The 26,236-nt window shown below is 62.5% G+C and carries 24 protein-coding genes and 4 pseudogenes; 7 read left to right on the forward strand and 21 right to left on the reverse strand.

The features are described 5' to 3' along the window. Nucleotides 1-74 precede the first annotated feature (74 nt). The 5 genes from HAP40_RS05325 to HAP40_RS05345 all read right to left on the reverse strand — a co-directional run bounded on the left by HAP40_RS05325 (nt 75) and on the right by HAP40_RS05345 (nt 7,002). Nucleotides 75-2,000 (reverse strand): sensor histidine kinase, encoded by a 1,926-nt coding sequence (locus tag HAP40_RS05325; protein WP_166818772.1) that lies wholly within the window; start codon nt 1,998-2,000, stop codon nt 75-77. Further along, nucleotides 1,997-2,680 (reverse strand): response regulator, encoded by a 684-nt coding sequence (locus HAP40_RS05330; RefSeq protein ID WP_166818771.1) that lies wholly within the window; start codon nt 2,678-2,680, stop codon nt 1,997-1,999. Before HAP40_RS05330 ends, HAP40_RS05325 begins: the two co-directional genes overlap by 4 nt. Nucleotides 2,681-2,796: 116 nt before the next feature. After that, on the reverse strand, nt 2,797-5,568 hold the full coding sequence (locus tag HAP40_RS05335) for a DUF2235 domain-containing protein (protein ID WP_166818770.1): 2,772 nt from the start codon (nt 5,566-5,568) through the stop codon (nt 2,797-2,799). 200 nt (nt 5,569-5,768) lie between these two features. Next, nucleotides 5,769-6,002: a hypothetical protein gene (locus tag HAP40_RS05340; protein WP_166818769.1), complete on the reverse strand. Its 234-nt coding sequence runs from the start codon at nt 6,000-6,002 to the stop codon at nt 5,769-5,771. Between the two features lie 133 nt (nt 6,003-6,135). After that, on the reverse strand, nt 6,136-7,002 hold the full coding sequence (locus HAP40_RS05345; protein WP_166818768.1) for an alpha/beta fold hydrolase: 867 nt from the start codon (nt 7,000-7,002) through the stop codon (nt 6,136-6,138). A gap of 135 nt (nt 7,003-7,137) precedes the next feature. Here HAP40_RS05345 and HAP40_RS05350 point away from each other — a divergent pair, with 135 nt between their 5' ends. Both HAP40_RS05350 and HAP40_RS05355 read left to right on the forward strand, forming a co-directional pair. Then, nucleotides 7,138-7,515 carry a VOC family protein gene (locus tag HAP40_RS05350; RefSeq protein WP_166818767.1) on the forward strand — a complete coding sequence of 126 codons (378 nt, stop codon included), beginning with the start codon at nt 7,138-7,140 and terminating at the stop codon, nt 7,513-7,515. A gap of 19 nt (nt 7,516-7,534) precedes the next feature. Then, nucleotides 7,535-8,428 carry an arginase family protein gene (locus HAP40_RS05355; RefSeq protein ID WP_166818766.1) on the forward strand — a complete coding sequence of 298 codons (894 nt, stop codon included), beginning with the start codon at nt 7,535-7,537 and terminating at the stop codon, nt 8,426-8,428. A 648-nt stretch (nt 8,429-9,076) separates the two neighbouring features. Here HAP40_RS05355 and HAP40_RS05360 read toward each other — a convergent pair. From HAP40_RS05360 to HAP40_RS05375, 4 genes are all read right to left on the reverse strand, one after another. Further along, nucleotides 9,077-9,379, reverse strand: coding sequence for a hypothetical protein (locus HAP40_RS05360; RefSeq protein WP_166818765.1), 303 nt, complete (start codon nt 9,377-9,379; stop codon nt 9,077-9,079). A gap of 944 nt (nt 9,380-10,323) precedes the next feature. Next, a complete protein-coding gene (locus HAP40_RS05365) occupies nt 10,324-10,869 on the reverse strand; it encodes an NAD(P)-dependent oxidoreductase (protein ID WP_246741169.1) in 546 nt (181 codons plus the stop codon). 63 nt (nt 10,870-10,932) lie between these two features. Then, on the reverse strand, nt 10,933-11,406 hold the full coding sequence (locus tag HAP40_RS05370) for an SRPBCC family protein (RefSeq protein ID WP_166818764.1): 474 nt from the start codon (nt 11,404-11,406) through the stop codon (nt 10,933-10,935). Nucleotides 11,407-11,449: 43 nt separating this feature from the next. Then, nucleotides 11,450-12,319, reverse strand: coding sequence for an SDR family oxidoreductase (locus tag HAP40_RS05375; protein WP_166818763.1), 870 nt, complete (start codon nt 12,317-12,319; stop codon nt 11,450-11,452). Between the two features lie 103 nt (nt 12,320-12,422). Here HAP40_RS05375 and HAP40_RS05380 point away from each other — a divergent pair, with 103 nt between their 5' ends. Then, nucleotides 12,423-13,313 carry a LysR family transcriptional regulator gene (locus tag HAP40_RS05380; protein WP_166818762.1) on the forward strand — a complete coding sequence of 297 codons (891 nt, stop codon included), beginning with the start codon at nt 12,423-12,425 and terminating at the stop codon, nt 13,311-13,313. Nucleotides 13,314-13,383: 70 nt separating this feature from the next. Here HAP40_RS05380 and HAP40_RS05385 read toward each other — a convergent pair whose 3' ends face one another. From HAP40_RS05385 to HAP40_RS05400, 4 genes are all read right to left on the reverse strand, one after another. Next, the gene (locus HAP40_RS05385) at nt 13,384-13,857 is read right to left on the reverse strand and encodes an MOSC domain-containing protein (protein WP_246741168.1); all 474 of its coding nucleotides are present in this window, start codon (nt 13,855-13,857) and stop codon (nt 13,384-13,386) included. A gap of 94 nt (nt 13,858-13,951) precedes the next feature. After that, a complete protein-coding gene (locus HAP40_RS05390; RefSeq protein WP_166818761.1) occupies nt 13,952-14,473 on the reverse strand; it encodes a TspO/MBR family protein in 522 nt (173 codons plus the stop codon). A 279-nt stretch (nt 14,474-14,752) separates the two neighbouring features. Then, nucleotides 14,753-15,268 (reverse strand): ferritin-like domain-containing protein, encoded by a 516-nt coding sequence (locus HAP40_RS05395; protein WP_166818760.1) that lies wholly within the window; start codon nt 15,266-15,268, stop codon nt 14,753-14,755. Nucleotides 15,269-15,731: 463 nt separating this feature from the next. Continuing rightward, nucleotides 15,732-15,962, reverse strand: coding sequence for a hypothetical protein (locus tag HAP40_RS05400; RefSeq protein WP_166818759.1), 231 nt, complete (start codon nt 15,960-15,962; stop codon nt 15,732-15,734). Nucleotides 15,963-16,224: 262 nt separating this feature from the next. Between HAP40_RS05400 and HAP40_RS05405 the strand changes: the two genes are divergently transcribed. Next, complete coding sequence (locus HAP40_RS05405; protein WP_166818758.1) at nt 16,225-18,588, forward strand: hybrid sensor histidine kinase/response regulator; 2,364 nt, start codon at nt 16,225-16,227, stop codon at nt 18,586-18,588. A gap of 453 nt (nt 18,589-19,041) precedes the next feature. Here HAP40_RS05405 and HAP40_RS05410 read toward each other — a convergent pair whose 3' ends face one another. The 3 genes from HAP40_RS05410 to HAP40_RS05420 all read right to left on the reverse strand — a co-directional run bounded on the left by HAP40_RS05410 (nt 19,042) and on the right by HAP40_RS05420 (nt 20,702). Beyond that, entirely contained in the window at nt 19,042-19,365 is a 324-nt protein-coding gene (locus HAP40_RS05410) for a hypothetical protein (RefSeq protein ID WP_166818757.1), read from the reverse strand. Between the two features lie 74 nt (nt 19,366-19,439). Next, complete coding sequence (gene hspD, locus HAP40_RS05415) at nt 19,440-19,898, reverse strand: small heat shock protein HspD (protein ID WP_166818756.1); 459 nt, start codon at nt 19,896-19,898, stop codon at nt 19,440-19,442. 408 nt (nt 19,899-20,306) lie between these two features. After that, nucleotides 20,307-20,702, reverse strand: coding sequence for a response regulator (locus HAP40_RS05420; RefSeq protein WP_246741167.1), 396 nt, complete (start codon nt 20,700-20,702; stop codon nt 20,307-20,309). Nucleotides 20,703-20,943: 241 nt separating this feature from the next. Between HAP40_RS05420 and HAP40_RS05425 the strand changes: the two genes are divergently transcribed. Continuing rightward, nucleotides 20,944-22,140 (forward strand): sensor histidine kinase, encoded by a 1,197-nt coding sequence (locus tag HAP40_RS05425; RefSeq protein WP_166818754.1) that lies wholly within the window; start codon nt 20,944-20,946, stop codon nt 22,138-22,140. 33 nt (nt 22,141-22,173) lie between these two features. On the opposite strand, the gene HAP40_RS05430 is transcribed toward HAP40_RS05425, so the two are convergent. From HAP40_RS05430 to HAP40_RS05440, 3 genes and pseudogenes are all read right to left on the reverse strand, one after another. Further along, a complete protein-coding gene (locus HAP40_RS05430; protein ID WP_166818753.1) occupies nt 22,174-22,806 on the reverse strand; it encodes a class I SAM-dependent methyltransferase in 633 nt (210 codons plus the stop codon). A gap of 103 nt (nt 22,807-22,909) precedes the next feature. Continuing rightward, nucleotides 22,910-23,322 (reverse strand): annotated as a pseudogene (locus tag HAP40_RS05435) (nuclear transport factor 2 family protein). Nucleotides 23,323-23,377: 55 nt separating this feature from the next. Then, complete coding sequence (locus HAP40_RS05440; RefSeq protein ID WP_166818752.1) at nt 23,378-23,803, reverse strand: malonic semialdehyde reductase; 426 nt, start codon at nt 23,801-23,803, stop codon at nt 23,378-23,380. 46 nt (nt 23,804-23,849) lie between these two features. On the opposite strand from HAP40_RS05440, the pseudogene HAP40_RS05445 reads away from it, so the two are divergent. Continuing rightward, nucleotides 23,850-24,089: pseudogene (locus HAP40_RS05445) on the forward strand (NAD(P)/FAD-dependent oxidoreductase); the annotation flags it as partial. A 33-nt stretch (nt 24,090-24,122) separates the two neighbouring features. Then, nucleotides 24,123-24,266, forward strand: a pseudogene (locus tag HAP40_RS05450) (alanine dehydrogenase); the annotation flags it as partial. Nucleotides 24,267-24,432: 166 nt separating this feature from the next. Here HAP40_RS05450 and HAP40_RS05455 read toward each other — a convergent pair. Continuing rightward, complete coding sequence (locus HAP40_RS05455) at nt 24,433-25,392, reverse strand: FAD-binding oxidoreductase (protein WP_246741376.1); 960 nt, start codon at nt 25,390-25,392, stop codon at nt 24,433-24,435. Between the two features lie 3 nt (nt 25,393-25,395). Beyond that, nucleotides 25,396-25,872, reverse strand: a pseudogene (locus HAP40_RS05460) (FAD-binding oxidoreductase); the annotation flags it as partial. Between the last annotated feature and the right edge of the window lie 364 nt (nt 25,873-26,236).

The raw sequence follows: 26,236 nt of genomic DNA on the forward strand, positions 1-26,236 counted from the left end.
CCGTCCTCCGCAGGGGCAACACCCGGCCCGTTCCCTCTCTCCGTGCGTCCCACACGTCCGGGGAGGGGGGCTTTTCAGCCCGCGGCGGCGGCGTCGCTGTCGGGAAAACGCTGCGGCAATTGCAGCCGCACGCGCGTGCCTGAGGCATCCGAGCCCAGATCGAGCACCGCTCCGCAGCGTGCGGCGCGGCTCCTCATGTTGCGCAAGCCCCGCGCGCCCTGGCCGGTGCTCCCGCTGGCGCAACTGCCGGCAAGCGCAAAGCCCTTGCCGTCATCCGCCACGATGATCTCCCCATACGGCCCGTGACCGTCGTCGCGCGTCTCGATGCTGACCGCGATGTGGCGCGCCTCTGCGTGCTTGACCGCGTTGGTCACGGCTTCGTCGAGGATACGCACGATCTGGATGACGTGCCATGGCCGCAGCTCGGGATGCAGCGGCAGGCCCTGCGGCGTTGCCACGCGCCAGTCGAGCGCGATGTCGTGCGGCCGCAATTGCGCCGCCGCGCGCTCGCGCCAGGAGCCGAGTGCGAGCATGAGGTCGCCGCCGATGTCGTCCATGGAGTCGATGACGAGCCGCAGGTCCTTCAGCGCGGCCCGGGCGGCATCCGTGATGGTCGCGCCCTCATGGCCGCGTTCGGACAGCGCGACGATGCTGACGAGCTGGCCGCCGAGACCGTCATGCAGGTCCCGCATCAGGCGCGTGCGCTCGTTGGCGAGCGCCGCGGCGCGGGCGCGTTCCTCCTCGCGGGCAAAGCTCGCCTTCAGCCGCTCCTCGGCTTCGCGCACGCGTGCAACGAGCTGGCCCGCAAAGCTGTCGACCTGGTTCAGCGCGCGCGCAAAGCGCCAGGTCAGCCCGGCGCCGATCGCGACCAGCATGGCCGAATAGGACAGGCGCGAGACGAAGATGCGCTCGTTGGGCATGATGTCGAACACCGACAGCATGTCGTGGACCCAGCAGGTCAGCACGATGCTCACCGCGCAGCCGATCGTGAAGCTCGCCGCGTCCTGGCGCCGTACCACCGCCGCCGCCGTGACGCATGCCATCAGAAACAGGCAGAGCCCGACGGTGGGAATGCCGAGCAGCAGAAACAGGATGCGCGGCATCGGCGGGCCTGCGATCAGCCCCACGGCGAATATGATCAGCCCCGGCGCAAACAGGAGTGTGCCATAGCGCGGCCAGCGCCAGCCGAAGAACAGCACGCCGAATACGACGATCAGCGCGCTCTCGATCGGCGCGGAGGCGAGCAGCACGGCGGCGATCCGCGAGGTCGTCGCCGGCGGTACCGGCGGCGGCAGGAATGCCTGGATGACGCCGAGCACCATTGCCACGGCCAGCACGCCGTAAACCGGCTCGTGCCGCCGCATTAGCCACATGATCGCGAGGATGACGGCGAGGATCGACTGCCAGGCGGAGAACACCACCTGCAGCGTGATAAACAGCAGCGTGCGCGTCTCATAGGCCGGCCGCAGGCTTTGGTCGGGGCCGACATAGACGGTGTCGAGAAAGCCCTTGAGCGGCCCCCACACGAACAGCCGCACCGTGAGCTCGTTGCCGCCATCGCGCAGCAGCGAGGACGGAATCGCCGCGATCTGCGGCGTGTTGCGGTCGGGCCGGTTGGCATTGCCGTCACGCCGGGAATCCAGCACCACGACGCCGTTGACGGCGACCTCCACGGCGTTGCTGAACCGCGGCAGATACACCGACCATCCCGATCCAGCATCGTCCCTGCGGAACGTGAAGGCGCCGGTATAGAGCGGAGGATCGGCCAGCGAATGGCGCGATGCGGTGAAATGCGGCAGCGTCACCGCGCGCGTCGCGCCGTCCTCGCGCGCCGAAAACGCGCTCACTGCGAAATCTTCGGGGTCGCTCGGCTGAAGCAGCCGCAGCCCAAGGATCGTGCTGATCACGATGAGAGCTTGCAGCAGCAGATAGGGCACGAGGCGCGACACGATCAGACGGCGCCTTGTGCGCGTGGGGGCCTTCGCCGCGATCTCGCTCACAGCTTGATCAGGCCCTGCTGCACGGCTTCGAACACCGCTTCGCCGCGCGTGTGCACCTCGAGCTTGCGGTAGATGTTCTTGATGTGGCCGGGCACGGTCTGCCTGGACAGGCCGAGATGGCTCGCGATCTCGGCATAGCTGAAGCCTTTCGCGATGCCCCAGAGGATGTCGATCTCCCGCGGGGTCAGCCTGGCCGTGTTGAGCGCGGGGCCGGGCGCTGGCTCCGCCGAATTCTGCGCGGCACCTTGTGTTCTGCGCACGATGAAGCGGGCGATCGAGGCCGAGATCGGCGAATGGCCGGCGACCAGGTCGCGCACGGTGGTGGCGATGTCGGTCGGGAAGGCATCCTTGAGCAGATAGCCGGTGGCGCCGACCGTGATCGCCGAGATCACGCTTTCCTCGTCGCCGAGCGCGGAAATCACCATGATCTCGGTATCAGGAAAGCGCTGGCGGGTCTCGCGGATCAGCTCGACGCCGTGGCCGTCGGGCAGCCTGAGATCGGTAAGCAGCACGCGAGGGGTCGCCTCGCCGAGCGCGACGCGGGCTTCTCCGAGCGCGCCGGCGCTGCGCACCTCGTAGCCGGCCTTGATCAGCGCGTCCTGGAGCCGCCAGCAGGTCGGCGCGTCGTCCTCGACGAGGAGGATGGTGATGGGCTCACCCGTCTCGCCCTGTTCGCTCATGTTCATCGTCCCGCGACCCGCGTGTCCCCCGCGGCGCGAGGCAAGTCTAGCCGGAGCGCGGAGGCCGCGACACCCATAATCATGGGGCGGCGATCATGGGGGCCGCGATGCGGCGGTTATTGCTTCATTGCGCCCGCTTTCTCCGGCGGCATCGGAGGACTTGGCCGAGCAAGATTGGGAAGAGCGGGACTTGGGAGAGCGGGACTTGGCAGCCGCTGGACGACGATGCGCGCGGTGCCGGCATTGTTGCCGTAGAACTGATCGTACGGACCCTGGACGACATCGAGCTCCGCCGGGCGCAGCCGGGCCGGCAGCAGCGTCGGGTAGATCTGGACGGCGTCGTTGACATAGAAGAACAGGTCACCGGTGTCGGGCGCGACGAATTCCGCGACCAGTCGGCCTCCCAGCTTCTGGGCCTCCCAGATCGCGCGCGCCGCGGGGTCGTTCGGCATCGACTCAAACGGCCCGAGCTTGCCGATGGCGAGCTTGAGCGAATTGTCGCTTGGAAGTGCCTCGAACTCCTTGGTCTCGTCGAGCCTGGTCGGATACCTGCCCTTGTTCTTGTCCCCATCCTGCTCGGGCGGAATTGTCGGATGCATCCGGCGCGGCAATTCCTCCGCCGGAATCACGTTGACGGCTTCGAGCGCAATATCGCTCATCCCCTTCGTGCCAACCCGGACCACGGGCTGGAACCAGGCGGCGCCGAACTGACGGAGCGTCGGCAGCGCGAGATAATGGTGCGCGAAATAGGTCTTGAAGCCGTTGGTCCCGCTCATGATGGTGCGATCGAACCAGGGCTCGTCGATCTCGATCCAGACGCGGTATTTGCGGCCCTTCTCGACCGCAAGGCCGCTCCACCAGCAAAACTCACTGGTCGCGAACCGACCCCGTGCATCGATCGGCTCGTCCAGCACCGGCGTCCCGGCCTCCGGCCCCGGCGTCGTGCAGATATTTCCGGTCGCGGTGCGCGCCGTGAAGACGCTGGTCGATGCGATCAGGAGCGCGGAATAGAAGATGACGAACAGGAAAATTGCGGGCAGCACGAGCCTGGAAAACAACCACCGGGCCGGTCCCCCATTCGCGCGCATCCATCGGGCGAAACCGAGCAGCATGCCGGGCTTCTCGGCATGCTGCGGCCTTGCCATCCGGCGCGGCCTGCTCCAGGCCAGCCGGGCGCGTTCCTGAATGGCGTCGCGCAACACCGTATTGCGGCGCCATACCAGGTAGGTGACGAGAAGGACGAGCGAGGTGAGGAACGGATAGTACAGCGTGATGTCGAGCCACGGCGCCGCATAGGACGGCAGCACGTTTCTGACCAGATTGGCCAGCGGACCCAGGACGGCGCCGACCAGCCAGTCGATGGTGGTGATGACGCGGAGCACGAGCGTGCCTTGCAGGCCATTGTCCTTCGACGCCCCGACGAGGCTGCGTGCGACCCATGGCCAGACGACGATCAGACCGGCCATGAACAGCAGCGAGAAATAGGCGACACGCCGCCACCACACGGTGTCGCGCGTGAGTCTCGCGATTTCGGCGCTGGGCCGGCCCATGAGGGTGAAGGCTTCGGCCTCCGTCTCGCGTCGCGGGCCGCCGGCTTTTGCCAGATAGGCCCGTTTCATCGCGTCCTGCGTCGTGTTCTCGGTCAGGTTGAGCTTGCTGCCATCAGGCATCAGCACCAGCGCGTCTGCCGGCAGCATGATCGGCGCATAGGCGTCGCAGCCAAACAGCATGCGTTCGATGACGGCGAAGTGCACGACCGGCAGCCCGCCATTGACCTCGCCGGCGAGGATCGGGCGCGGCCCATAGCGGTAGAAGACCGCCGCGCCGCTGCGCGAATCGTGCATCGGTCCGATCGCCGACTGGTACTCCTTGAAATGCTCGATCTCGCCGTCCTTGAAGCGGAGCCTGCCTTCGAGCCGATCGGCCATCCAGACCAGCGGCACGAAGGACAGGGTGGATTCCGGATAGCCGCCGCCGATGTCGGAATGGACGCCTGCGAACCACACCTCCTCGACGGTCTGACCGGCCGCCAAACGGCTCTGGTCGATCCGCAGCGGATGGAAGGTCGTGCGCTCGTCATCCAGCGCCAGCGCGTGGCAGATGTGCTTCACCTTGTGCGCTGGCCGGTGGTTGCGGAACGAGATCGGCCAGATCGCCCAATCGATCGCAACGCGCAGCTCTTCGACCGGCACGCCGAAGGCTTCGACCGTGTCGAACAATCCGAGGAACTCGATGTCGACGTCCTTGCGGCCGTTCATCGCCGCGCGGACCTCGGCGTAGGAACGGTGCCCGCAGATCCAGTGATAGAGGTAGAGCAGGACGTCGCGGATGAGGCGCGCGATCCAGATCGTCGGCAAAGTCTTCCTCAACGGCACAGTGCCGCGGCGGTATTTGCGCCATGCGGCCATGGCGTTGCGGTCCATCTCCTCGTGCGAGACCGGCGTGTCGCCAATCACCGCAGGCACGAGGCCCTGGCTCGCGATCAGCGCGGCCAGCGTGCGCGCCGTGAATGCGCCGCGACTGAAGCCGAAGATGTAGATCTCGTCGCCCTCCTGCCAATTCCAGCACAGGAAGCGATAGAGCTTCCGGACGTTGGAGGGCACGCCGATGCCGGTGGCGCCGTCGAGCGCAGCGAACGGAGCCCAGCCGGCGGTGCCCACGCCCTTGATGTAATAGGCGATCTGGTCCGGCTGGGTGTGGTCGAGCGCCTCATAGAGTCGCCAGACGCTGGATTCCCGCGTGGTGAAGGCGTTGCCGGTGCCGTCGGCGAACAGCACCAGCTTGCGGCCGGAAGGCTTGGTAGCCGTCGTGCCGGTGGCATTGGGAACGTCGCGGTGGGCCTCAGATATCGCGGGATCTCTGTTCAGCGCCCCATCTTCTCGTGACATGGGCCCCTCCGGCAATCGGAAGCACTTCAAGCCACGGTCGGGCAGTGCTTCCCGGATTTGAGCAATGGTTGAGTGATTGAAAAAAGCGAGTGTATTCTGTGCATAATCCCGTTGAGGTAGCAAGCAGGATCGAGCGCCTCGACGTGGCGGACGGTCGCCGGGATGATGGCGGCGCCGACCGGGGGGCCGCGCCCACCGGTCTACGAGAGATCGGCGCGCGGCGGCGGATAGCGCCGCGCCAGCGCCGATAGCGGCAGCTGCCGTTCGTCTAGCGGCAGCTCCAGATAGGCCAGCACCAGCGGCCGCTTCCAGCCACCGACGCCGAAATCCATCGCCATCCATTTCTGTGGCTCGGGCCCTTCGAGGCCCCGGACCCAGACGAAATAGCGGGGCAGGTCGTCGGCGTCAGTATCCGTCGTGCGTCTCCTGGCCATCGAAGCTGTCCCGCTGCGTCAACAATCATTGCCGCACGATATAGGGACTATCCGGGCGAAGTCGAATGCCCTGAGGCGATCGGCGAGGCTTGCCACGCGTGCCGGCGCCGAGCGGCATGGCTGCCGTCGCCCGCTAGGATTCGATCCGTTCCAGAAACGATCGCATCAGCGAAACAACCTCATCGAGGTTGGTTTCCAGCAGCCAATGGCCGCCATTCAGGAGATGCAGTTCGGCATTTGGCAGGTCGCGGAGATAGGCCCGCGCTGACTCTTCGGGCATGTAATGATCTTGCGGCCCCCACACGATCAATGTCGGCGGCTTGTGCTGCCGAAGATATCGGCGGTGCTCGGGAAACCATCGGCGGTTCGCCTTGAGGCCAGACAGAACGTCCGCGCTGACGTCCTTCCGCCGCTCGGTCATCAGCGACCAGTGCAATTGCCAAAGGTCCGGTGCGATGAGTTGAGCCAAATCTGCACGCACGTCATTCAAGAACTCGTCGCGGAAATTCTCTTCAGTGACGGCCTCCCTCATCGCAGCACGCATCTCCTGATCGGGCAGCGACCAGGACTTCTCGATGTCGGCGTATTTCGGGCCCAGCGCATCTTCGTAAGGTATGTCACCGTTCTGAATGATCTGGGCCGCCACCCTCTCAGGCCGCATGATGGCCAGCCTCGCGCCAATCGGTGAGCCGAAATCATGAAGGTAGATCACGAAGCGCTCGATCTTCAGCTGCGTCACGAACCGGTCGAGCCACATGGCATAGCCGTCGAAGCTGTAGTCGAAGTCATCAGGTGTGCCGCTATAGCCGAACCCGGGATAGTCGGGCGCAATCAGCCGCCATTTGTCGGCCAGTCGCGGCATCAGATTGCGGAATTCGTAGGATGAACAGGGATAACCGTGCGGCAGGAGAATGACGGGCGCGCGTTCTGGTCCGGCTTCACGGTAGAAAGTATCCACCTTTCCGATCTGAACCCTGCGATGTCTGACGCGTGTGTCCATGGTTTGCTTCCTTTGTAAATAAAGCCCCTTTCTGCGACGGCGTTCCCGGCATCTGCATCGTCTGGCGCTGGGTGTTCTGACGGAACAACGCCCGAAAGCCATCGTTACGAAACAACATCGGAACGGGAGGTCGTCGTGATCCACCATGTCTCGGTAGGGACGAATGATGTTCAGCGGGCGAAGCGCTTCTACGATGCCGTCTTGCCCATCGTCGGCATCATGCCGATGGCCGAGGACGAGGGTGGACTGGGTTACGGCAGCGGCACGTTTCACTTCAGCGTTCAGGTTCCAATCGATGGAAAACCCGCGACGGTGGGCAATGGCACTCATATCGCCTTTGCCGTCGAGGACCGATCGATGGTCGATCGTTTTCACGCGGCAGCATTAAAACATGGTGGCAGCGATGATGGCGCCCCGGGGCTGCGACCGACTTACGATGCCAACTACTATGGGGCGTTCGTCCGTGATCCGGACGGTCACAAGATCGAGGCAGTGACCTACTCGGCGAAATAGTCGCGAACGGGAGGCGTCCATGCCGGCCATTCCCTATGCCATTATCGAAGCTCCTTCCACGCTGGGCCTTGCGACCGACGGCGTGGAGCGCTTGCCCGAGCGGCTCCTGAACCTCGGACTTGCGGAGCGCATCGGCGCGCGCCGCGCCGGCCGGCTTGTGGTGCCTCCGAAGAATCCGGTGCCCGATCCCGGGACCGGCACATTGAATGCCGCGGCAATCGCGGCGTGGTCGCCCAAGCTCGCCGACGCGGTGGAAGCTGTGCTCGATGCGGGCGAGTTTCCGGTGGTGCTGGGCGGCGATTGCACGATCGTGCTGGGCTCGATGCTCGCGCTTCGACGCCGCGGCCGCTACGGCCTGTTCTTCATCGACGGCCACGCCGATTTCTTCCAGCCGGAGGCCGAACCCAATGGTGAGGGCGCTTCGATGGACCTCGCCTTCGTCACGGGCTTCGGTCCGTCGCTCCTGGCCGACATCGAAGGCCGCGGTCCCCTGGTCCGCCCTGAAGACGTTGTCGCGTTCGCTTATCGCGACCACAGGGATCAGCAGGAGTACGGAAGCCAGCTGCTTCCCGAAGCGCTCAAGGCACTTGACCTCCCCGCTGTGCGCGCGATCGGCATCGAGGCCGCAGCACGCGAGGCGGTCGATCATCTGACGCGCGCCGAGCTGGACGGCTTCTTCATCCATCTCGACGTCGACTGTCTCGACGACGTCATCATGCCGGCTGTCGATTTTCGCGTGCCGGGCGGGTTGTCGTGGGACGAGCTATCGATGGCACTCCGGTTAGCCCTGAGGAGTGGCAAGGCAATCGGCCTTGAAATCACCATCTACAATCCGCGCCTGGATGAAAACGGAAGCGCCGGGCGCGGCCTGGTCGATGTGCTCACGGCAACGCTCGAAATAGCGGGAGCCTGAACACGCTGAATGACGTCTGCGCAACCCGACGGACCTTGATGGCGCGTGATCGAAAGCCGATCCGACATTTCCGATTGACAGAAATTCGGAAATATCGTAGATGTGAGCCATCCCGGCCCAAGGATAAGGGGCGTTTCGCGATCGTCACGTTACGCGGGCCGGGTGGCGGTGGACGTGGAGCGCAGCGGCGCGCTGCGCAATCGCAGGGCGGGTTTGACCCGTGAGCGGTTGAGCTGCGCGCATACGACGCGTGCGATTCGCGTACGGCAAAAGCGTGTCGTCCTGACGCCCGGGGCCTGTGCGTCAAGGCTTGCGGTGATGCGTGCTGCCCGACCGGGCGGGCGCATCAGTCATCCGCAAGACGACGGGGGCAATAGTGCATCGCTCCCCGGGGAGAGCGCGCCATAAGCCGTCAAACCACTGCGCAGGGAAGGCCGGGATGTCCAGGCTGCCCTGTATGCCGCTGTGCATCCATCTCGCGCAATTTGCGCACAGCGGACCGTGGGTGCCAGCCGGCACCCGGTCTTCCCTGCGCCCTTTCCATGGAAGGGGGCGTCGAGAGAAGCACAAGGCTCGGGCGTCATGCGTCGCGAGGCCGTACGGGCGCGTCTTGCAGCTCTTTGAAAATTGAAACGCTCGTCCTTCCCGTCACTGCCAGAGCTCGCTCTCTGCCACGCGATTGATGTCGGCGAGCCGGCGGGGGGCGTCGGCGTTCAGGTCGATGCTCTCAACCAGCGTCAGCAAGCGCCGATAGGCGCCGTCCGCGATCTCGACCGGCAGTGGGTCCTCGTCAAACGCCTCGACGTAGTCGCCGACGAGACCGCTGAGCAGGCGGCACAGTCCGCGCTGGGCGGGGTCGTCCCGGCCGAGCGTCTCGAGCTTTTGCTGGAATGTCCGGAAAGTCCGCAGGCCGTGATGCTGCTGCGAAAGCCAATGATGCAGGTGGTTCATGGGAGCCTCTTCGGGTCATGGAAGAAGCTACCGGTTTATACAGTGTGGATATGACGATTGCTAGGGAGGGGAGGATCAAGAGTTGCTGAACCCGTCCGTCTTCGCCAAGAGGCTTCGCCGGCCACGCTTCGCCCTTCGGTCTAACCCGGCTGCGCCACGCGAAGCCCGACGGGCGAAGCGTGGTGCCCCTGGCCGATAATTGCCTAGAGCCATAACCATCTGAATTTGAAACCACTTTTATCGTCGATTGCTGCCGATACCAGCACAAATACCAGCAGGATGATGCGCGGTATTCGCCGACAAAGATAAATCAGCGGGCTTCCCGCAGCGGGCACGCCTATGCCGTTCCGGGCTCCACAATCGCGCTGATCGGAATCGAAATCGGAATCGAACCCGGCTCGGGACCCGAAAATCCCGGAGAGATCTACCGCGAGGTTAAGGGTAGGCTCCTGTCATGCGTGCCCCATCCATTGTCCTTCACGATGCCGAGGGGGAGACCTAATTCGTACTGGACGACCTTGGGGCGACTCGATTGCCGCTCGGTGCGGGACCGACGCCGAAATCGCTGATCGCGCGCCGCTGATTTCGTACCGCGGTCAGATATTTTGCGTTCGCAACGCTTAGTTGGGCCGGCCACTCCCATTGTGATTACCGTTGCGTGGGTTTGACTCCCACTCCCTCCGCCATTTTCCCGTTCGTGTACGCCAAGATGCGATTTCCTGCGACTCGGTTCGCCCGCTTTGGCGTACCGCGACACGTCGACCTTGTGACGATACCGTGGCATTCCGCGCACTTGCACACGGGCCAGGCAGTGCGCGGACCTCGCGTTCACGATGTAATCAACGGCGAACGACGCAACCAGGCATCGGTATGCAGTTGGTCCAAGACGAAGGTCGCAACGTCTCTTCGCGATATGGTCCCACCATGGAAGTCGGAGAGATCCGTCAAAGCGCGGATCGAGCCGCGGCCGGGCTTGTCGCTAAGACGGAGGGATGAACCAGGATCCAGTCGAGTCCGCTGTTTCTGATGGCGGCCTCCTGCCGGTTCTTGTCGGCGTAGACGTTCTTCAGGAGAAACGGGAAGATCACCTTGTCGAACAGAAAGCCGCCGTGGCCGGCACTGTCGCCGGCGCCGATGCCCGTGATGCAAACCAGGCGAGAGACATGCTCGGCGCGTTGACGAGCACGCGCGTCGCGGTTGAGAGCAGCGTCACCTCGCGGAAGGGGGCTCGCCGGTGTACCCAGCGCGCTGACGACGGCGTCCTGACCTTTGAGAGCTTCGCGCAACGCTTTTTCGTCGCGGACATCTCCGACAACGAGCCTGGCGCCGTTCAGTTTGCTCGCCTTCTCGGGTGACCGCACCAGCGCCGAGACCTGATGTCCACGCTCCAGCGCCTGGCTGGCGATCAGACGTCCGGTAGCGCCGGTTGCTCCAAGGACCAGTACCTTCGATCGGACGGTCTTGACGCCATCGTTGGTGAGATCGTTCATAGATGCCTCCTTGGCGGAATGCCTCCGAGGAGGCCGTCCCGCGGTTTCGATTTCGGGTGATGGTCAGAGCTTGCCGTCCGCGAGCAGCTCGCGGGTCCGCTTCAACGTTGACAGCAAGGCGGCTTTGTAGCCCTTGTCGCCGTCGAACAACGCCTGCTCGGCCTGCTCTTCCGGACCGAAAGGTTTCTTGCCGCGCAAGCCGGTATAGCAATAGAACCGCAGTTGCAGCGCGCCGGTCTCGTCCTTGAATAGCTCGTTGACGATGGCGCCTTCGCGCGGGCCGGTGGCCTGGAAGAAGGTGACCTTCTGTTCCGGATCGAAGGTAATGATCTCATGCAGGTCATCGCCCGCGATGGTCGCTTCACGCACGATGTGCGTCGCGCTTTCCTCCACCACCTCACAACGGGTGCAGAGGTTGGGCGGCAGAAACAGCCGGGCGTCGCGAGCCTTGAGAACCAGGCCCTTCCACACCTGCACGCGAGTCAGCGGGGTCTCACCGTCCGGATTAATCCGGACGGTGGCAGTCGAATAGATCATGGTCGTATTCCTTGATTGTCGTGGTCGGGTATTGCCGCTGCCCTCAGGCCGCGGCCGCGATCTCGGCGACGAAGTCCCGATAAGAGCGCAGAGGTCGGCCCAGGAGAGCGGTCAAACGCTCGACGTCGCCGGCTTCGGGGATCATTCCGTCCTTGAGGAAGCGCTCGCTCATCAGCCGCATGTCGAAGGCCATCCAGCTCGGCATGAACTGCCGCAGATTCGTCTCGAAGCCCGCGGTGTCGTCGCCGGGATAGGCGATCGTGCGGCCCAGCACGTCCGACCAGATGGCAGCGGCCTTTGCACCGGTCAGCGTGTCCGGACCGACGAGATTGATCCGGAGAAGCGGAAGCGGCGTGGCGGACGTCTCGCGGCGGACGAGCTCGATGGCGGCGATTTCGCCAATGTCGCGCGCGTCGATCATGGCGAGTCCCTTGCTGCCAATCGGCATCGGGTAGATGCCGTAGCTGGTCACGATGTCCTTGATCGTGAGCTCGTTGTTCATGAAGTAGGCGGGGCGCAGGATGGTCGCCTTGAAACCCATCTGCTCGATCATGCGCTCGACGCCGAACTTGCCGGCGAAGTGCGGCACGTTCACATAGACCTCGCTGTGGATGACGGAGAGGTAGACGAGCCGCTCGACGCCGGCTTCGCGCGCCAGGTTGAGCGCAATCAGCGCTTGGGTGAATTCGTCCGGCACGACGGCGTTGAGCAGGAACAGGGTCGAAACGCCTGAGAACGCGCTGCGCAACGAGTCGACGTCCAGCAGATCGCCCTTCACGGCGGTCACGCCGGCCGGGAAGTTGGCCTTCGCGGGATCGCGGACGAGGGCGCGGACATCGGCACCGCGTTTGACGAGTTGTTCGACAACGCTGCGGCCGACGGTGCCAGTGGCGCCAGTAACGAGGATGGTCATGGGATCACTCCGGGGTTGGGTTAGTGCGTACCCCGCAAATTATCGATCCGCATTTGGACCGATAGACGATATATTTGGACACACTGTCTCAGTGGTGGAACATATGGATTTGCTTGCCCTCGCCGACTTCAACCTCGTGGCCCGTCACGGCGGGTTTGGACGGGCTGCCCGGGCTGCCGGTCGCCCGAAAGCGACACTCTCCCGCCGGGTTTCCGAATTGGAGCGCAGCCTCGACCTACGCCTCTTCGAGCGTGGGGCGCGCACATTGAAGCTGACCCAGGAAGGAAGCGCACTCTACGAGCGGACCGGCGTGCTGCTCGCCGAACTCGACGAGACAGCCGCGGCGATCGCTTCCGGCGGGGACAAGCCGCGAGGCAAGTTGCGGGTGAGCGCACCCCTGCTGTTTTCGCAGACCGCGATGGGGAAGCTCGCTGCCGCCTTCGCACTGAAGTATCCAGAGGTTCGGCTCGAGATCACGACAGAGGACCGCACCGTCGACATGATCGAGGAAGGCTATGACGTGGTGATCAGGGTCAATCCGGATCCGGACGAAAGCCTTGTCGGACGAATCCTCATGCGCGATCGGCTGGTGGTCGTCGCGAGCCCGAGCCTGGATCGTCCTACCGGCGATCGCGCCGTTCCGGCCGTGGCGCGCGGGACAAGCGATGTGACTTCCAGCTGGGATGTGGTCGCTTCAAGTGGAAACGCACGCATCATGATCGAACCGGTGCTTCGCCTGTCGTCGCTCATCATGGTCCGCGATGCGGTCCGGGCGTGCGTGGGCGCCGCGCGTCTTCCCGTCTCGCTTGTGAGTCACGACCTGGCAGCGGGAAGGCTTGTCCGCTGGGGTGACATCGACGGACCGGAAATCGCTCTCTGGACGCTCTATCCGTCGCGCCGACTCCTGAGCGCTCGCGTGTCCGCGTTTCTCGACTTTCTAAAGGAAGCCTTCCCCTCCGGGACACCCGAGGAGCTTGCATCGTTCATCGACTGAGCAAACTGGCATTACTTTTGATCAGGAGCACGCGTTCAATCCAGTCGATGAAGACGCGGACAGGATCTGATCAAAGCGGTGGAAGGGCTAGGTGAGGAGGTTTAGGCAGGACCGCGCGGATCGAGTCCCCCGCTGACACTTCGCCACCCTCAGATACGACGGCCATGACGCCGGCCCTGAAGCGCAGTCCGAGCGGGCCGTTTCGCAACTCATCCTTCAATCCGGCCTCGAAGCGATCGATTAGTACGCAGGGCGTGCGTAGGCCGGTCAGCCGAACGGTCGCCGAGGCGCCAAGGCGGAGCATGGTGCCCAGAGAAAGGCATTCGAGATAGAGGCCCATGGTCGTGATGTTTTCGCCCAGGTTTCCTGGATAGACTTGGTAGCCGCACGTCCGCAGCGCATCGAACAGTTCGCTCGGGATGAGATGGACCTGACGGAGGTTAGGCGCCGTAGGGGCGCGCCGCGCGAGGTATCGATGCCTCACGACAGGTCCGTAATGCGCATCGCCTTCGATGCCGTGGCCTTTCGTCAGATTGATGGACAAGCGAGGCGTCTTGCTGAAGCGATGCTTGTCGTCGATCGACTCGGCGACTACCGAGCCTTCCGTGGCGGGATGATCATGTTGATGGATTTGGTACTCAGTTTCGCACACGTGCGCGGAACGGCTGGTTCAACCGGACAATCTGGAGATTCAGAACGGCCGCGAAAGTCACCCAAAGCAGGTAGGGCAAAAGAAGCCAGATGGCCAATGTCGAATACCGCCCGACCCCGAACATGAGGGCGGCGATCGAAAGCCACAGGAACAGAACTTCGGCCAAGGCCCAGTCTGGTCTTTTCAGCGCGAAGAAAAGGGGACTCCAAAGCATGTGCAGGACGATATTGCTGGCGAAAAGCGAAAGGATAAGAATTCGTCCCGCTTCGTCCGTGGCGTTCATCCACGCCAGAACGCCGGACCAGGCGGCCAAGGCCAATATAGCCGTCCAAGCCGGCCCGAAGAGCCAATTCGGAGGGTTCCACGGCGGCTTACGCAGATCCTCGTACCAAGCCCCGACTGTCGTGGTCCTGCCGCCGACGGCCAGCATCAATATCACAATGAGAATCGCTGCGACGACAGGGAGGGTCAAATGCGGCACTCTGATCAAAATGACGGCGACATCCATCTCGCTCGGAACTCGTTTGATTTAGGATAGCGCCGGTAGACTACAAGCGCTGCCTCGCGGGACATGTCATATCCGTCGGCAATCGCGCCCGAACAGGCGCTACCGGGTGACTTGAGGCAGGTAGAAGGACCTTGGGCAGCACGACTAGGAGTTCGACTTCGCGCTGCAGGATCCGGCTCGCCACATCGGCAGCTGGCGGCCAGCAGAGAGAAGTCGTCCTCGATATCGCCGAATTTGACGGCGAAACCGTGCTTGCGCGGAGCCGCTGGACACTAGCCGTTAAGCCGCGCTCGACGCCTTCGCGTTCACCCCCTTGCGCAACGCCACCGTGTTCAGCTTGGTGTTCGCCGCTTTTTCCTCGTTGAGGTTCGTGTTGAGGAAGCGGACGATCTCGTCATGGCCGAGCTCCTCGGCCCAGGCGATTAGCGTGCCGTACCGGCACATCTCATAGTGCTCCACTGCCTGCGCGTTCGCGACGATAGCCGCGTCCAACACGGCCTTGTCCTCGATTTCGCTGGCGGTCTCGTCGGATTCCTTGATGATGCCGTCGATTGCAGGGCACGTCGTGCCGCTTGGCTGCTTGCCGAGTTTTGCGAAGGCCTTCTCAAGTCGCTCGACCTGCTTGTTGGTTTCCTCGAGATGGCTCTTGAGCCCTGCGACGAGATCGCGATTGGTGGCCTTGTTGATCATCTTGGGCAGCGATTTCAGAATTTGCTGCTCGGCGTAATAGATATCCTGAAGACCGTGGATCAGCAGGTCTTCCATCGTCTTGATGTCCTTGGTGAAGATTCCCATAATCGTTTCTCCTCACAACGATGGCAAGGAAACGCAGCCTCTCGCTGCTGGTTCCGTGTCAAAAACCATCGCCCGGTGGCTCGGCCGATTGGTGAATCCTGGGCAGGTAACAGATGTCCCCGTGGCAACGAAGGGCCATCAGTTGACGGTAGGGTCGGCCGTACCCATTGGATCAGGTGTGCTACCGCCGGATCGGACCGATGATCAAGCGATAGGTTGGCACTTGCCTGTCGGTCCAGGTCTCAAGCGTCTATCCGCAGATCAAACATTCGAAGTCGCCGATCTCGGTCATCGGGGTCGTGATCACGATACGACGATAGACCGCGCCGCACTCACACGACCGATGCTCTGCTGCGGCGATGGCTGACATGAAAGTCCTATGAGCCCACTTGCGGCAGTTTCCGCGTGAAGGCGATCGAGCGAGGTCGGAGATTTCTCGCGGAAGTGCGCTTGCAGCCGTGCCTCAGTTGATGCTGGCCGAATCATGAAGCTGCCACACATCGCCCCGACGAATAATTTCGATCGTCTCCCCACGCGGTCCGAAAGCCTCATCGAGCAAATGGGCGCACCACCCCTCGGGAATGGCGTTTAGAACCCTATCGACCGCTTCCTCCCGGGGAGTCGCGGCTGCCCAAAGCTGATGTGTACCGTCATCGGGCGTGACTTGAACAACATGTATATCGTTGGGATTCATTGCAATCGCCTTTGTGCAATCGTTGACCTTGGGACCCGCGTTGTCAACCACGGCGCGATTACCCGAGAGGCGACTTAGTGCATGGCGCGAAATGAGTAATTTACGCTTTTCCGTTGCGGCTGATCGGATCGCGTTGCGAGATTGTTGATCTGGGACGGTTCCGGACCCTCGAGATCCCAGGCGGAGCCGGCCGGAACCTGATCAACCAAGCAATGTTTGACTCATACGGAAACCGCTCTCCCGGGGCGGGATAGGACTCTGCATGGAAACTTCAAGCTCCTTCGAAGCCGCCCAGTCCAGCGACGGCCGCTACCGGCTCCTCGTCGAGGCGATCACTGATTACGCGATCTATATGCTGGATCGCGAGGGCCGCGTGACCAGTTGGAACCCCGGTGCCAGGCGCTTCAAAGGTTATGAGGCCGACGAGATCATCGGTCGCCATTTCTCGATCTTCTACACCGACGCTGAACGGGCGGAGAACATCCCCGCGCTGGCGTTGGCGGAAGCTGAGCGCACTGGCCGCTTCGAGCGCGAGGGCTGGCGCGTGCGCAAGGACGGCTCTCAGTTCTGGGCCCACGTTGTCATTGACGCAATCCGCTCCCCCGAAGGCGACCTTGTCGGCTTCGCCAAAATCACACGCGACTTGACCGAGCGAAGGGCCGCCGAGACTAAATTGCGCGAAAGCGAACAGCAGTTCCGAATGCTGGTGCACAGCGTCACCGATTATGCCATCTACATGCTGGATGTGGACGGGCACGTGGCGAGCTGGAACGCCGGTGCCCAGCGCATCAAGGGCTATGCCCCCGAAGAGATCATTGGCCGTCACTTCTCCAACTTCTACACCGAAGCTGACCGTGCTGCCGGCCTTCCGCGTACCGGCCTCGACACCGCGACCCGAAATGGACGCTGGGAGAACGAAGGTCAACGAGTCCGAAAGGACGGCACGGCGTTCTGGGCGCACGTCGTGATCGACGCCATACGCGACGACGACGGCAAGCTTGTCGGCTTCGCCAAAGTGACGAGGGATATCACCGAACGCCGCGAGGCGGAGGCTGCTCTTCAGGCGGCGCAAGCGACGATGATCCGTTCGCAAAAACTGGAGGCGATCGGGCAACTCACAGGCGGCGTCGCTCACGACTTCAACAATCTGCTGCAGGTCATCAGTGGAAATCTGCAACTGCTGAGCAAGGATATCGCCGGCAATGCCCGGGCCGAGATGCGGGTCCAAAGCGCGCTGGCGGGCGTTGCCCGCGGTTCGAAACTTGCCTCCCAATTGCTTGCCTTCGCACGGCGCCAGCCGCTGGAGCCGAGGGTGGTGAACGCGGGCCGTCTGATCAAAGGCATGGATGAGATGCTTCGTCGCGCCCTCGGTGGGGAGATCGAGGTCGAAACGGTAGTCGCCGGCGGGCTTTGGAATAGCTTGATCGATCCGGATCAATTCGAAAACGCGGTCTTGAACCTCGCGATAAACGCCCGCGACGCGATGAACGGTGATGGTCGCCTGACGATCGAGGCCAGCAACGCCTTCCTCGACGACGACTATGTCCGGCAGCATGATGAACTGTCCGCGGGACAATACGTGATGATCGCGGTGACCGACACGGGTACAGGCATTCCAGCGGACATCCTGGAGCGGGTCTATGAACCGTTTTTCACTACCAAAACGGAAGACAAGGGTACCGGTCTGGGCCTTGCCATGGTTTACGGCTTCCTCAAGCAATCTGGTGGACACGTAAAAATCTATAGCGAGATGGGCTCCGGAACGACAGTCAAGCTCTATTTCCCACGAAATCTTGCCAGTGAGGACGCTCTAGTCACTGCTCCCCACGGTGAGATCGAAGGCGGCGAAGAAACCGTGCTTGTGGTCGAGGACGACGATGAGGTCCGCGAGGTTGCGGTCTCCATGCTCACCCAACTCGGGTACCGCGTGGTCAAGGCGAAAGACGCGGCAAGCGCACTTGTTGTCGTCGATAGCGGCATTCCGATCGATCTGATCTTCACAGACGTCATGATGCCGGGCGCGCTGCGTAGCCCGGAACTGGCGCGAAAGGCCAAAGAACGGTTGCCCAACGTCGCGGTGCTTTTCACGTCCGGCTATACGCAGAACGCCATTGTGCACGGCGGACGACTCGATCCCGGGGTGGAGTTGCTCGCCAAACCCTACACGCGCGAGGCGCTCGCCCGGAAGATCAGACACGTGTTGGCCAATCAAGCTCAACGGCGCGTCGCTCAGGGATCGCAACACCCGGCAAACGAAAGAGCTCTCAAGGGGACGACCGTATTGTTGGTAGAAGACGACGACCTCATCCGTCTTACGTCGACGGAGATGCTGAGCGATATCGGATGCAAGGTGAGAGAAGCCAGCACGGCTCAGGAGGCTCTGAAGATCCTGGATGAGGGAACCGTGGACATCCTCCTTACCGACGTTGGCCTGCCTGGAGTTTCCGGCCTGCAACTCGCAAGAGACGTTTACGCGCGCTGGCCCGGTCTACTCCTCGTTCTCGCAACAGGAGACAGCGGGGTCAAATCTGAAGCCGCACGCTTGGGGGCACTATTCATCATGAAGCCCTACACGCCGGAGTCTCTTCGCCTTGGCTTAGAACAGGCGCTGAAGAAGCAACCCTGAGCGTCGATTAGGGCGTGAACCTATAAACTTGGAGCGGTCGGCGGACGTCCGCTTTGGTGCCGATAACGGACCCATGTCGGACATGGCCCCATGTCCGAAAAGTGACAGACGCGATCTGCAACGCTTTTTGCTCGATATCACGATTCTCTGCTCGTCAGGTAAACTGACAGATCGCAAAGGCGGGACCTCCGGAACGCTGAGCTATCCGGAGGTAATGGTGATCGGCAAGCGCGCGAGCTTCATGCGCAGTCGGACTCGATGGCTCTATCGCACTTCGGAGGCTTCAAGGATCCATCCAGAAGTCGACGGACTTGCGGCGACCGCAGTGGATCGTCGCAACGGGTCGCGGAAGGCCGGGCTGGGGGAGTTTGCGCGAACTTGGCCATCCATCGACGTTCGATGCGGTTCAGCACGTCTCGGGGCAATCCTATGTCCGCCATCGAAACCTCCATCTCAGGCGGCCAGAACCCTGGATGTCGAGCGGAGGCGATTCGGTCTGCCTCCGGGGGGATTGCGTGGACCACCGTCGAGTTCGCACAGCGCCTCGAGGATCTCGTCGATGGTGACCGGCGCTTTCAGCCCCGCCGGCGCCCTCAACGACGGGCAGGAGGCAATGGCCGATGCGTCGGACGCCCAGGATGCCAAGATAGCGCGTTTCTCGGAGGTCGAGAGCGAAGCGTTCGTCAGCACGTCCCGCGGGTGGCCAAACACCGTCCCGGGATGCAGGAGCGCGTTGAAGTCGATCACGTTGTCGTCGGAAGCGGTCGTCGGCCGCATGGTGTCCTCCATTCTTTGGACGAAGCCAGTGGCCGCGCGTCGGAAGACGCGCGGCATTCTCGGAGAGTGATGGATCAGGCCGCCTTGGACTCGATCTGGTGGACGTTGCCGGAAACCGATGCGCCGGCGATGGCGATGCGCCGCGGCTTCATGGCTTCCGGGATTTCCCGGAACAGTTCGATCTTCAGCAGGCCGTTGTCGAAGGCAGCGCCCTTGACCTGGACGTAATCCGCCAGGTTGAACTGACGCTTGAAATGGCGGGTCGAGATGCCCCGATACAGAAATTCCCGCTCGGTCTTCTCGGTCTTGCCGCCTTCGATGGTGACGACGTTTTGCTCTGCAGTGATCGAGATTTCATCCGGCGAGAAACCCGCGACCGCCAGCGTGATCTGGTAACGGTCTTCGGCAAGCCGTTCGATGTTATAGGGCGGATAGCTTTCCTCGGCACCGCGCTGGGCGGTCTCGGCGAGGTCGAATAGACGATCGAAACCGATGGTCGACCGGAAGAGGGGAGCGAAGTCATAAGTGCGCATAGCCAGATCCTCCTAAGAGCAAAATGGTTAATAGCGGCACCGGACACGACCGGTGCCCGTCTGGATTTCCTGGGCCCATCAGGCGCCCGGGAGCCACCCTGTGGTGGCGATTCAGAAAATACAAAACCCGTTTTTGGTTTCAAGGGGAGTCAAAATTTTTTCGCTGATTTGGATCGGTCGGCCGGGGCGATACGTCAGCAGGCAGGGCGCCTTGACGGCGCTCATTCGCCGTGAGCTATGGGCAGGCCCGGCGCACGGTGAGATCCAGCTTTTAATTCTGCTTCTCCAAACGGGCGTTTCGGCTTGCGAGCGCTTTCACAATGCGGCCCGCTTGGCCGCGTGGCCTGGTCGAAGAAGCCCAGCGAGGTTTGCTAGGTCTTCAGCTTTCTTGCGATGAGGCCCGGCCCTCTACTCTGCGGGCGGGACCGTTGGGGTCGCGTTAAGAAGCTGGGATATAGCAGTTACGATTTGAGCGGGGGCAAAAGGCTTTGTAAGCAGCAGGCTGTTAGGGACGCCCTTGGACGTCCATTCCTCCCCGTGAGTGCCGGTCATGTAGATGATGGGCATCGTCGGATCAATCTCCTGGGCAAAGCGACCGACCTCCCATCCATCGAGCTTTCCCAGCAGGTTGATGTCGGTCACGATCGCCCGGTATTTGGATTTGTTGTCCCGGAGAAGCGTAATTGCTTCCTCCCCGGACGCTGTCAGGGCCGACGCAAAGCCGCCTTCTGAAAGAGCTTCTTCGACCATAGCCTGAATGAGCTGGTCGTCCTCGATGACCAGAATCTTAACCGCATCGTTCAAAGCCGTATTCCCCTGGCTGCCTCGTTGCAGTCCTCCGGGCAGGACAACAGGTGGCGGAACAATAGGTTCCGTCATTAAACATACCGAAGAGTCTTCCAGCAATGCCGGGCCTGGCACTGGACGGTAGAGCGCCCGATCTCCCATCCCGCAAGACAAACCTAAGCGCGCTCGTCCGGTCGGCAACTTATCATGCTACAAGTGGAGGGCGGGCCGCTCGCCGGCATTTCGAAGGGACGAATATATGCCAACCCCCGCAGGGACAGAATCCGTAACGTCTCCCGTCGCGTCGAGCGCTGCAACCAGGCAGGAACTTCCTTACCGGTTGAGGCAACAGTCCTTGTTGGGCGAATTCGGCCGAACCGCGCTCCAGACCCGCGACATCAGCCAGATACTGCAACGTGCGACGGAGCTCTGCGCACAGGGTCTCGAAACACCGTTCGCCAAGGTCCTGGAGTACATTCCGGAGGCAAAAAGGTTGCTGGTGAGCGCAGGCGTCGGATGGGCGCCAGAGACGATCGGCCAAGTATCTTTGGGCGTCGACTTAGAGTCACCCGCCGGCTATGCGTTCCATACCGGCCAAATCGTCATTTCCAATCACCTTCAAGAAGAAACCCGCTTTCGGACGCCGAAACTGCTGTCGGAGCACGGCATCAAGCGCGCTATCAACGTTCTCATCGCGCGCGGCGGCGAAGGTCATCTACCGTTTGGAGTTCTAGAAGTCGACAGCGCGGACTCAGGTCAGTTCGATCTTGCAGATGCCGATTTCCTTGCGGGCTTTGCGGGCCTGCTCGGCATCGCCATCGAGCGGCAGCATGCCGACGCCGAGCTTCAAAAAGCCCTCGAGCATCAAGCCATGTTGACACGAGAGATGAGCCATCGTGTCAAGAACAGCCTGGCGTCGGTGGTAGGGCTGCTTCACGTCCAGTCGCGTAGCGCGCAGTCCAAGGAAGTGCAAAACGCACTCAAGGACGCCGCTTCCCGCATCACCACGATCGCGCAGGTTCACGACCACCTGTGGCGCAGCACCCGGATCGGATTCGTTGACATTGCGGACTTCGCGGGCGAGCTTTGCAGGAAACTGCAGGAGACGCTCGCCTACAAGATTGACTGCAACTTCGACCACCTGATGATTCCGGCGGACAAGGCAATTCCCCTTGGCCTCCTGATTAATGAGCTTGTCACGAACGCGGCGAAGCACGCCTATTCCGACAAATCCGGCGAAATCCAGGTGGCGGGCGCGGGGCGCGGAGCGGATTTGCATGTCTTAGTAGCGGATCAGGGTGTGGGACTGCCGGCGGATTTCGATATGGACCAGCCACGAGCGAGCCTGGGCTTCAAGGTGATCAAGAGTTTGCTTGCCCAACTCAATGGACGCATCGCTGTCTCATCAAACGAGCCAAAGGGCACAACAATCCAACTTGATGTACCGCTCGATTAGAGAAAGTTCCGCCCATCCTGCATCCGGGACCTGTCAGGGCTTCACGAACCGATAGGCGAAGCGATCGGTCTCGCCCTTGATCGAGGGATCGAACACCTTGATCGAGTGCGGATCGTCCTTGTTCGCGAGCATGGTGCTTTCCCCGTCCAGTACGAAGCCAGTCGCCTCCACCTCCTCGCGAACGGAGGTAGGCTCAATCCGATGCAACGACGGGGCGTCGCTCGTGCCCGCCCCAACGACGGCGGCGTGGTCTACGATGACGTAGAGCCCACCGGGCTTCAGCCGCTCGTAGACAGCTCGATTGAAGTGGGCCGCCGTCGCGCCCTTGGCCTGGATCAGCGCGGTGTGGAGATCGTGATAGAACAGGTGCAGCCACAGGACATCCGCTGGTTGGGTGACCTCCGGCATCGCCACGAGGTCCGCCGAGACGACTTCGACGTTCTCTCGGTCCGGCTCCTTCGCGAGCGTCCGCATGCGACCGACCGGATCGTTCTTGAAGTGGGCGACTTCGGTCGGCACGAAGCTGTAGACGCGTCCTTCGGGTCCTACGACGTCGGAGAAGAGGTGGGTCCAGTCGCCGTCGCCTGGGTAAACGTCGATGACGACGGAGCCCGCATTGACTCGTGCGAACTGGATCAACAAGGATAGCTTGGATTGGTCGTACATTGGAATCTCCTTTACGGCGGCATTCGACAAGCGCGCGGCGTGCGAGGGCGATTTACGGCTGATCCACCGTCTATCGCGAACCGACGGCCGCAGATCGGCAGCGCTACGCCGTCCCGGACGCGTCCATCTGCGCGGCCCGCGCCAGTGCCTGCGTGTCGACGTATTCTCGTATGTTGGTCACCTGCCGTCCCGGACCGTGATGGCGAAGATCCAGTCGTCCTCGAAAGTCTTGTTCGTTGCTTTGATCTTCCCTTTCGCGAAGCCGACGACCAGGACCCGGTCTCCCTGCGCGACGAACTCCCGGGGTTCCGTGGAGGTCTCTATCGACTCGGATGCCGTCTTGAGCAAATCCGCCAGCCCCGCGTGCCCGCGGTGCGTGCCGGCCAGCGGCCAGTCCTCGCCGGGGACGATCCACTCGATGTCTTCGGCGACAAGCGCCAACAGATCCTCCCTGTCGCCGCGGCCTATCGCGGCGAAGAAGTCCTTCACGGTCTGTACGTTCCGTTCAATGCTCATCGACGCATCTTCCTTGTCTCTCGATTGATGACGGTGGATCGGCCGGTGCCTGCGCCTACGCCCAGCGACCGGCCTCCTCGAAGCTCAGGCGGGGATTGCGCGGGAAGACGGAAGCCGGATCGCCGTGTCCGATGCTGCAGATGAAGTTCGACTTGATCCGCGTGCCCGCGAAGAACGCCTTGTCCACGCCCACGTTGTCGAAGCCGGACATGGGGCCGCAATCTAGTCCCAGCGCCCGCGCGGCGACGATGAGGTAGGCGCCCTGCAGCGTCCCGTTGCGCATCGCCGTCGCCTCGGCCACTTCGGGCGGAGCGAAATACTTCTGCATCATCTCGGCGGCGTGCGGCATGAGCTTCGGCAATTCGCCGGCGAAATCCATATCGTGCCCGACGATCACCGTGACGGGAGCCGCCAGAATCTTCGGCCTGTTCGCGTCGGCGGCCAACCTGGCGAGCGTGGCCTTGGCGTCGGCGCTGCGCACCCAGACAAAACGCTGTCATTCGGCCTGCAATATTTGAACGCCGATTGACACCTGGGGCGGCTTCGTCGATTGCACGCCGGACGCAGTGCCCGTGGTATCGCAGGTGGACGGGGTGAAAGGCCTGGTCCTCGCGGCGGGCTGCTCGGGTCACGGCTTTGGTTTGGGCCCGGGGCTCGGCTATCTGGCCGCAGAGCTTGTCGTAAACGACACGCCTTGCGTCGATCCCACACCGTTCCGGCTGTCGCGTCTGGTCGATGGCTCCAAGCTGGACATCGCCGCCATCTGAAGATCGAGCTGGAAGTCAGGCCTGACGTGCACCCTGGCGAGCAAAGGATTCGGAGCTGAGCTCGAAGATCCCCATCTGCGTGCGGGACTTAATGTCCATCGCGGATGGCTAACTTCAAGGGCGGTGGCCGAGAGTCTCGGCCTGCCATGCTCACTGATTGAACAGGTCGCGGCCTGATCGCGATTTAGCAGTCCCTAAAGGGCGTTTCCTCCCCCAACTTGAGCCACTCCTTCGGAGTGGCTCTCTCTTTATGGACAAGACGATTTGGCTGATCGAGGTGACTCTGCCGAAGATGCACCGTTTGGTTCGGGACGAAAGCAACGCCAACTGGCCGGCCGATGGTTCAACGGGCAGACTTCTCTCCCAAGGGGCAAACGATCGCGCCGGCGTTCATGATGTCCGCCGGATCAAAGGCGGTCTTGATCCGGCGCATCGCCGCAATACGCCCGACATCACCGTACCGTTCCAGAAGGTGCTTCTTGAAACGACCGACGCCGTGCTCCGCGCTGAACGTGCCGCCGAGCGTCGCGGCCGTATCGTAGAGTTGCAACGACAGGCTGCCTTCGATCCGCCTGGTGAATTCCAGCCGGTCGACGTCGGGAGGAATGAGCACATTGTAGTGCAGATTGCCGTCGCCGACATGGCCGTAGACGGACAGCTCAAGCTGGGCGTCATACGATCGCACCTGCGAGCCGGCCAGATTCAGAAAGCGCTGAATGGAGGAAAGCGGTACCGAGATGTCGTGCTTGACCGATCCGTTCCGGCATTTCTCGCCCTCGGGGATGGTCTCGCGGAGCTGCCACATCGCGGTCCGCTGCGATCCACTCTGCGCCAAGAATGCGTCCTCGATCCATCCAGCCTCGATCGCCTCGGCCAGAACGGCTTCCATCAGTTCGTCTAGATCGAGATGGCATGAGGAAGAGGCGAACTCGACGAGGACGGCGCCTGCTGAGCCCGCTCCAAGGGATGGCGGGTCCGTCATTGCGTCGCTCGCAAGCGCGATGGATCGGGCCGCCATGAATTCGAAAGTGGTCAGCAGATCCGCGGACTCGCGACGGACCGGGGCGAGAAGCTCAGCGAGCGGCGCGCCGCTCGCGAGCTTCAGCCAGGCAGTCGCGCGGCGGGTCGGCAAGGGCGCGAGACGCAACACCGCGCCGGTGACGATGCCGAGAGTCCCCTCGCTTCCGACGAAGCACTGTTTGACGTCGTAGCCGGTATTGTTCTTCCGCAGCTTGCGCATGTCGGAGACTACCGTGCCGTCCGCGAGCACCGCCTCGATTCCGAGCAGCAGATCGCGCGTCATCCCGTACCTGACGACCGACAGCCCGCCGGCGTTGGTGCCGATATTGCCGCCGATCCGGCAACTGCCCTCCGCGCCGAGGCTGAGCGGGAACAGAAGTCCGGCAGCCGCTGCGGCGTCCTGTGCGTTCTTCAGGATGACGCCGGCGTCGACAGAGATGCTCATGGAGACGGGATCGATTTAGCGAATCCTGTCCATCCGCTCGAGGCTCACGATGATTTGGCGTCCGGACGCGTCAGGCGTCGCACCGCCGCAGTAGCTAGTGTTGCCACCCTGCGGAACGATTCCGATACCGTGGTACGCGGCGAGCCGCACGATGTCGGCGACCTGCTTCGTCGTCTTCGGCTTCAGCACGGCAAACGTCGAGCCCGTGGAGAGCCGGCGTTGATCCGTCGTGTAGGTAGCCATCCGCTCCGGGTCGTCAACGACGCCTCCGTCGCCTACAAGGTCGCGAAAGGCTCGAACGTGTACTGACTGGGACATGCTCAGCTCCCGATTGGCATCGGGTCATCTTTGCGCGTTTGTGCCGCATTGGCTGCTGTTGGGGGGGCATTCAGAAGAAACCAATGCCGAATTGCTACGATTGTCGGCAGCTTGCGCCGCGCATCGAACAGTTTCATCGCGAGGACTTAGGGACTTCAGAGGAGCAATCGATTACTTCACCGGTAATCTATCGCGGCTTGGTCGCCGAAGTGCGGCGTCGGCCGTTCGCCGGGTCGCCACCGGTAGCCAAGATCGTAGGTTGCCCTGTGCTGAAATGAAAAACGACTTATATTTCAACGGGGATTGACTGACACTGTCTCCGCCAATTCCACGAATTTGTACGCCAAATCTGCGATTCCATGCG

Source organism: Bradyrhizobium sp. 1(2017) (assembly GCF_011602485.2).
Classification (GTDB): Bacteria; Pseudomonadota; Alphaproteobacteria; order Rhizobiales; family Xanthobacteraceae; genus Bradyrhizobium.

Bases quoted from the DNA above. Each gene is read 5' to 3' on its own strand.
- hspD (WP_166818756.1), bottom strand. From the start codon at position 19,898: ATGCGCACTTATGACTTCGCTCCCCTCTTCCGGTCGACCATCGGTTTC.
- HAP40_RS05395 (WP_166818760.1), bottom strand. From the start codon at position 15,268: ATGGGAATCTTCACCAAGGACATCAAGACGATGGAAGACCTGCTGATC.
- HAP40_RS05365 (WP_246741169.1), bottom strand. From the start codon at position 10,869: ATGAACGATCTCACCAACGATGGCGTCAAGACCGTCCGATCGAAGGTA.
- HAP40_RS05455 (WP_246741376.1), bottom strand. From the start codon at position 25,392: ATGACGCGCGATCTGCTGCTCGGAATCGAGGCGGTGCTCGCGGACGGC.
- HAP40_RS05425 (WP_166818754.1), top strand. From the start codon at position 20,944: ATGCCAACCCCCGCAGGGACAGAATCCGTAACGTCTCCCGTCGCGTCG.
- HAP40_RS05360 (WP_166818765.1), bottom strand. From the start codon at position 9,379: ATGAACCACCTGCATCATTGGCTTTCGCAGCAGCATCACGGCCTGCGG.
- HAP40_RS05370 (WP_166818764.1), bottom strand. From the start codon at position 11,406: ATGATCTATTCGACTGCCACCGTCCGGATTAATCCGGACGGTGAGACC.
- HAP40_RS05380 (WP_166818762.1), top strand. From the start codon at position 12,423: ATGGATTTGCTTGCCCTCGCCGACTTCAACCTCGTGGCCCGTCACGGC.
- HAP40_RS05400 (WP_166818759.1), bottom strand. From the start codon at position 15,962: ATGAATCCCAACGATATACATGTTGTTCAAGTCACGCCCGATGACGGT.
- HAP40_RS05405 (WP_166818758.1), top strand. From the start codon at position 16,225: ATGGAAACTTCAAGCTCCTTCGAAGCCGCCCAGTCCAGCGACGGCCGC.
- HAP40_RS05430 (WP_166818753.1), bottom strand. From the start codon at position 22,806: ATGTACGACCAATCCAAGCTATCCTTGTTGATCCAGTTCGCACGAGTC.
- HAP40_RS05410 (WP_166818757.1), bottom strand. From the start codon at position 19,365: ATGCGGCCGACGACCGCTTCCGACGACAACGTGATCGACTTCAACGCG.
- HAP40_RS05330 (WP_166818771.1), bottom strand. From the start codon at position 2,680: ATGAGCGAACAGGGCGAGACGGGTGAGCCCATCACCATCCTCCTCGTC.
- HAP40_RS05345 (WP_166818768.1), bottom strand. From the start codon at position 7,002: ATGGACACACGCGTCAGACATCGCAGGGTTCAGATCGGAAAGGTGGAT.
- HAP40_RS05335 (WP_166818770.1), bottom strand. From the start codon at position 5,568: ATGTCACGAGAAGATGGGGCGCTGAACAGAGATCCCGCGATATCTGAG.
- HAP40_RS05355 (WP_166818766.1), top strand. From the start codon at position 7,535: ATGCCGGCCATTCCCTATGCCATTATCGAAGCTCCTTCCACGCTGGGC.
- HAP40_RS05340 (WP_166818769.1), bottom strand. From the start codon at position 6,002: ATGGCCAGGAGACGCACGACGGATACTGACGCCGACGACCTGCCCCGC.
- HAP40_RS05375 (WP_166818763.1), bottom strand. From the start codon at position 12,319: ATGACCATCCTCGTTACTGGCGCCACTGGCACCGTCGGCCGCAGCGTT.
- HAP40_RS05390 (WP_166818761.1), bottom strand. From the start codon at position 14,473: ATGGATGTCGCCGTCATTTTGATCAGAGTGCCGCATTTGACCCTCCCT.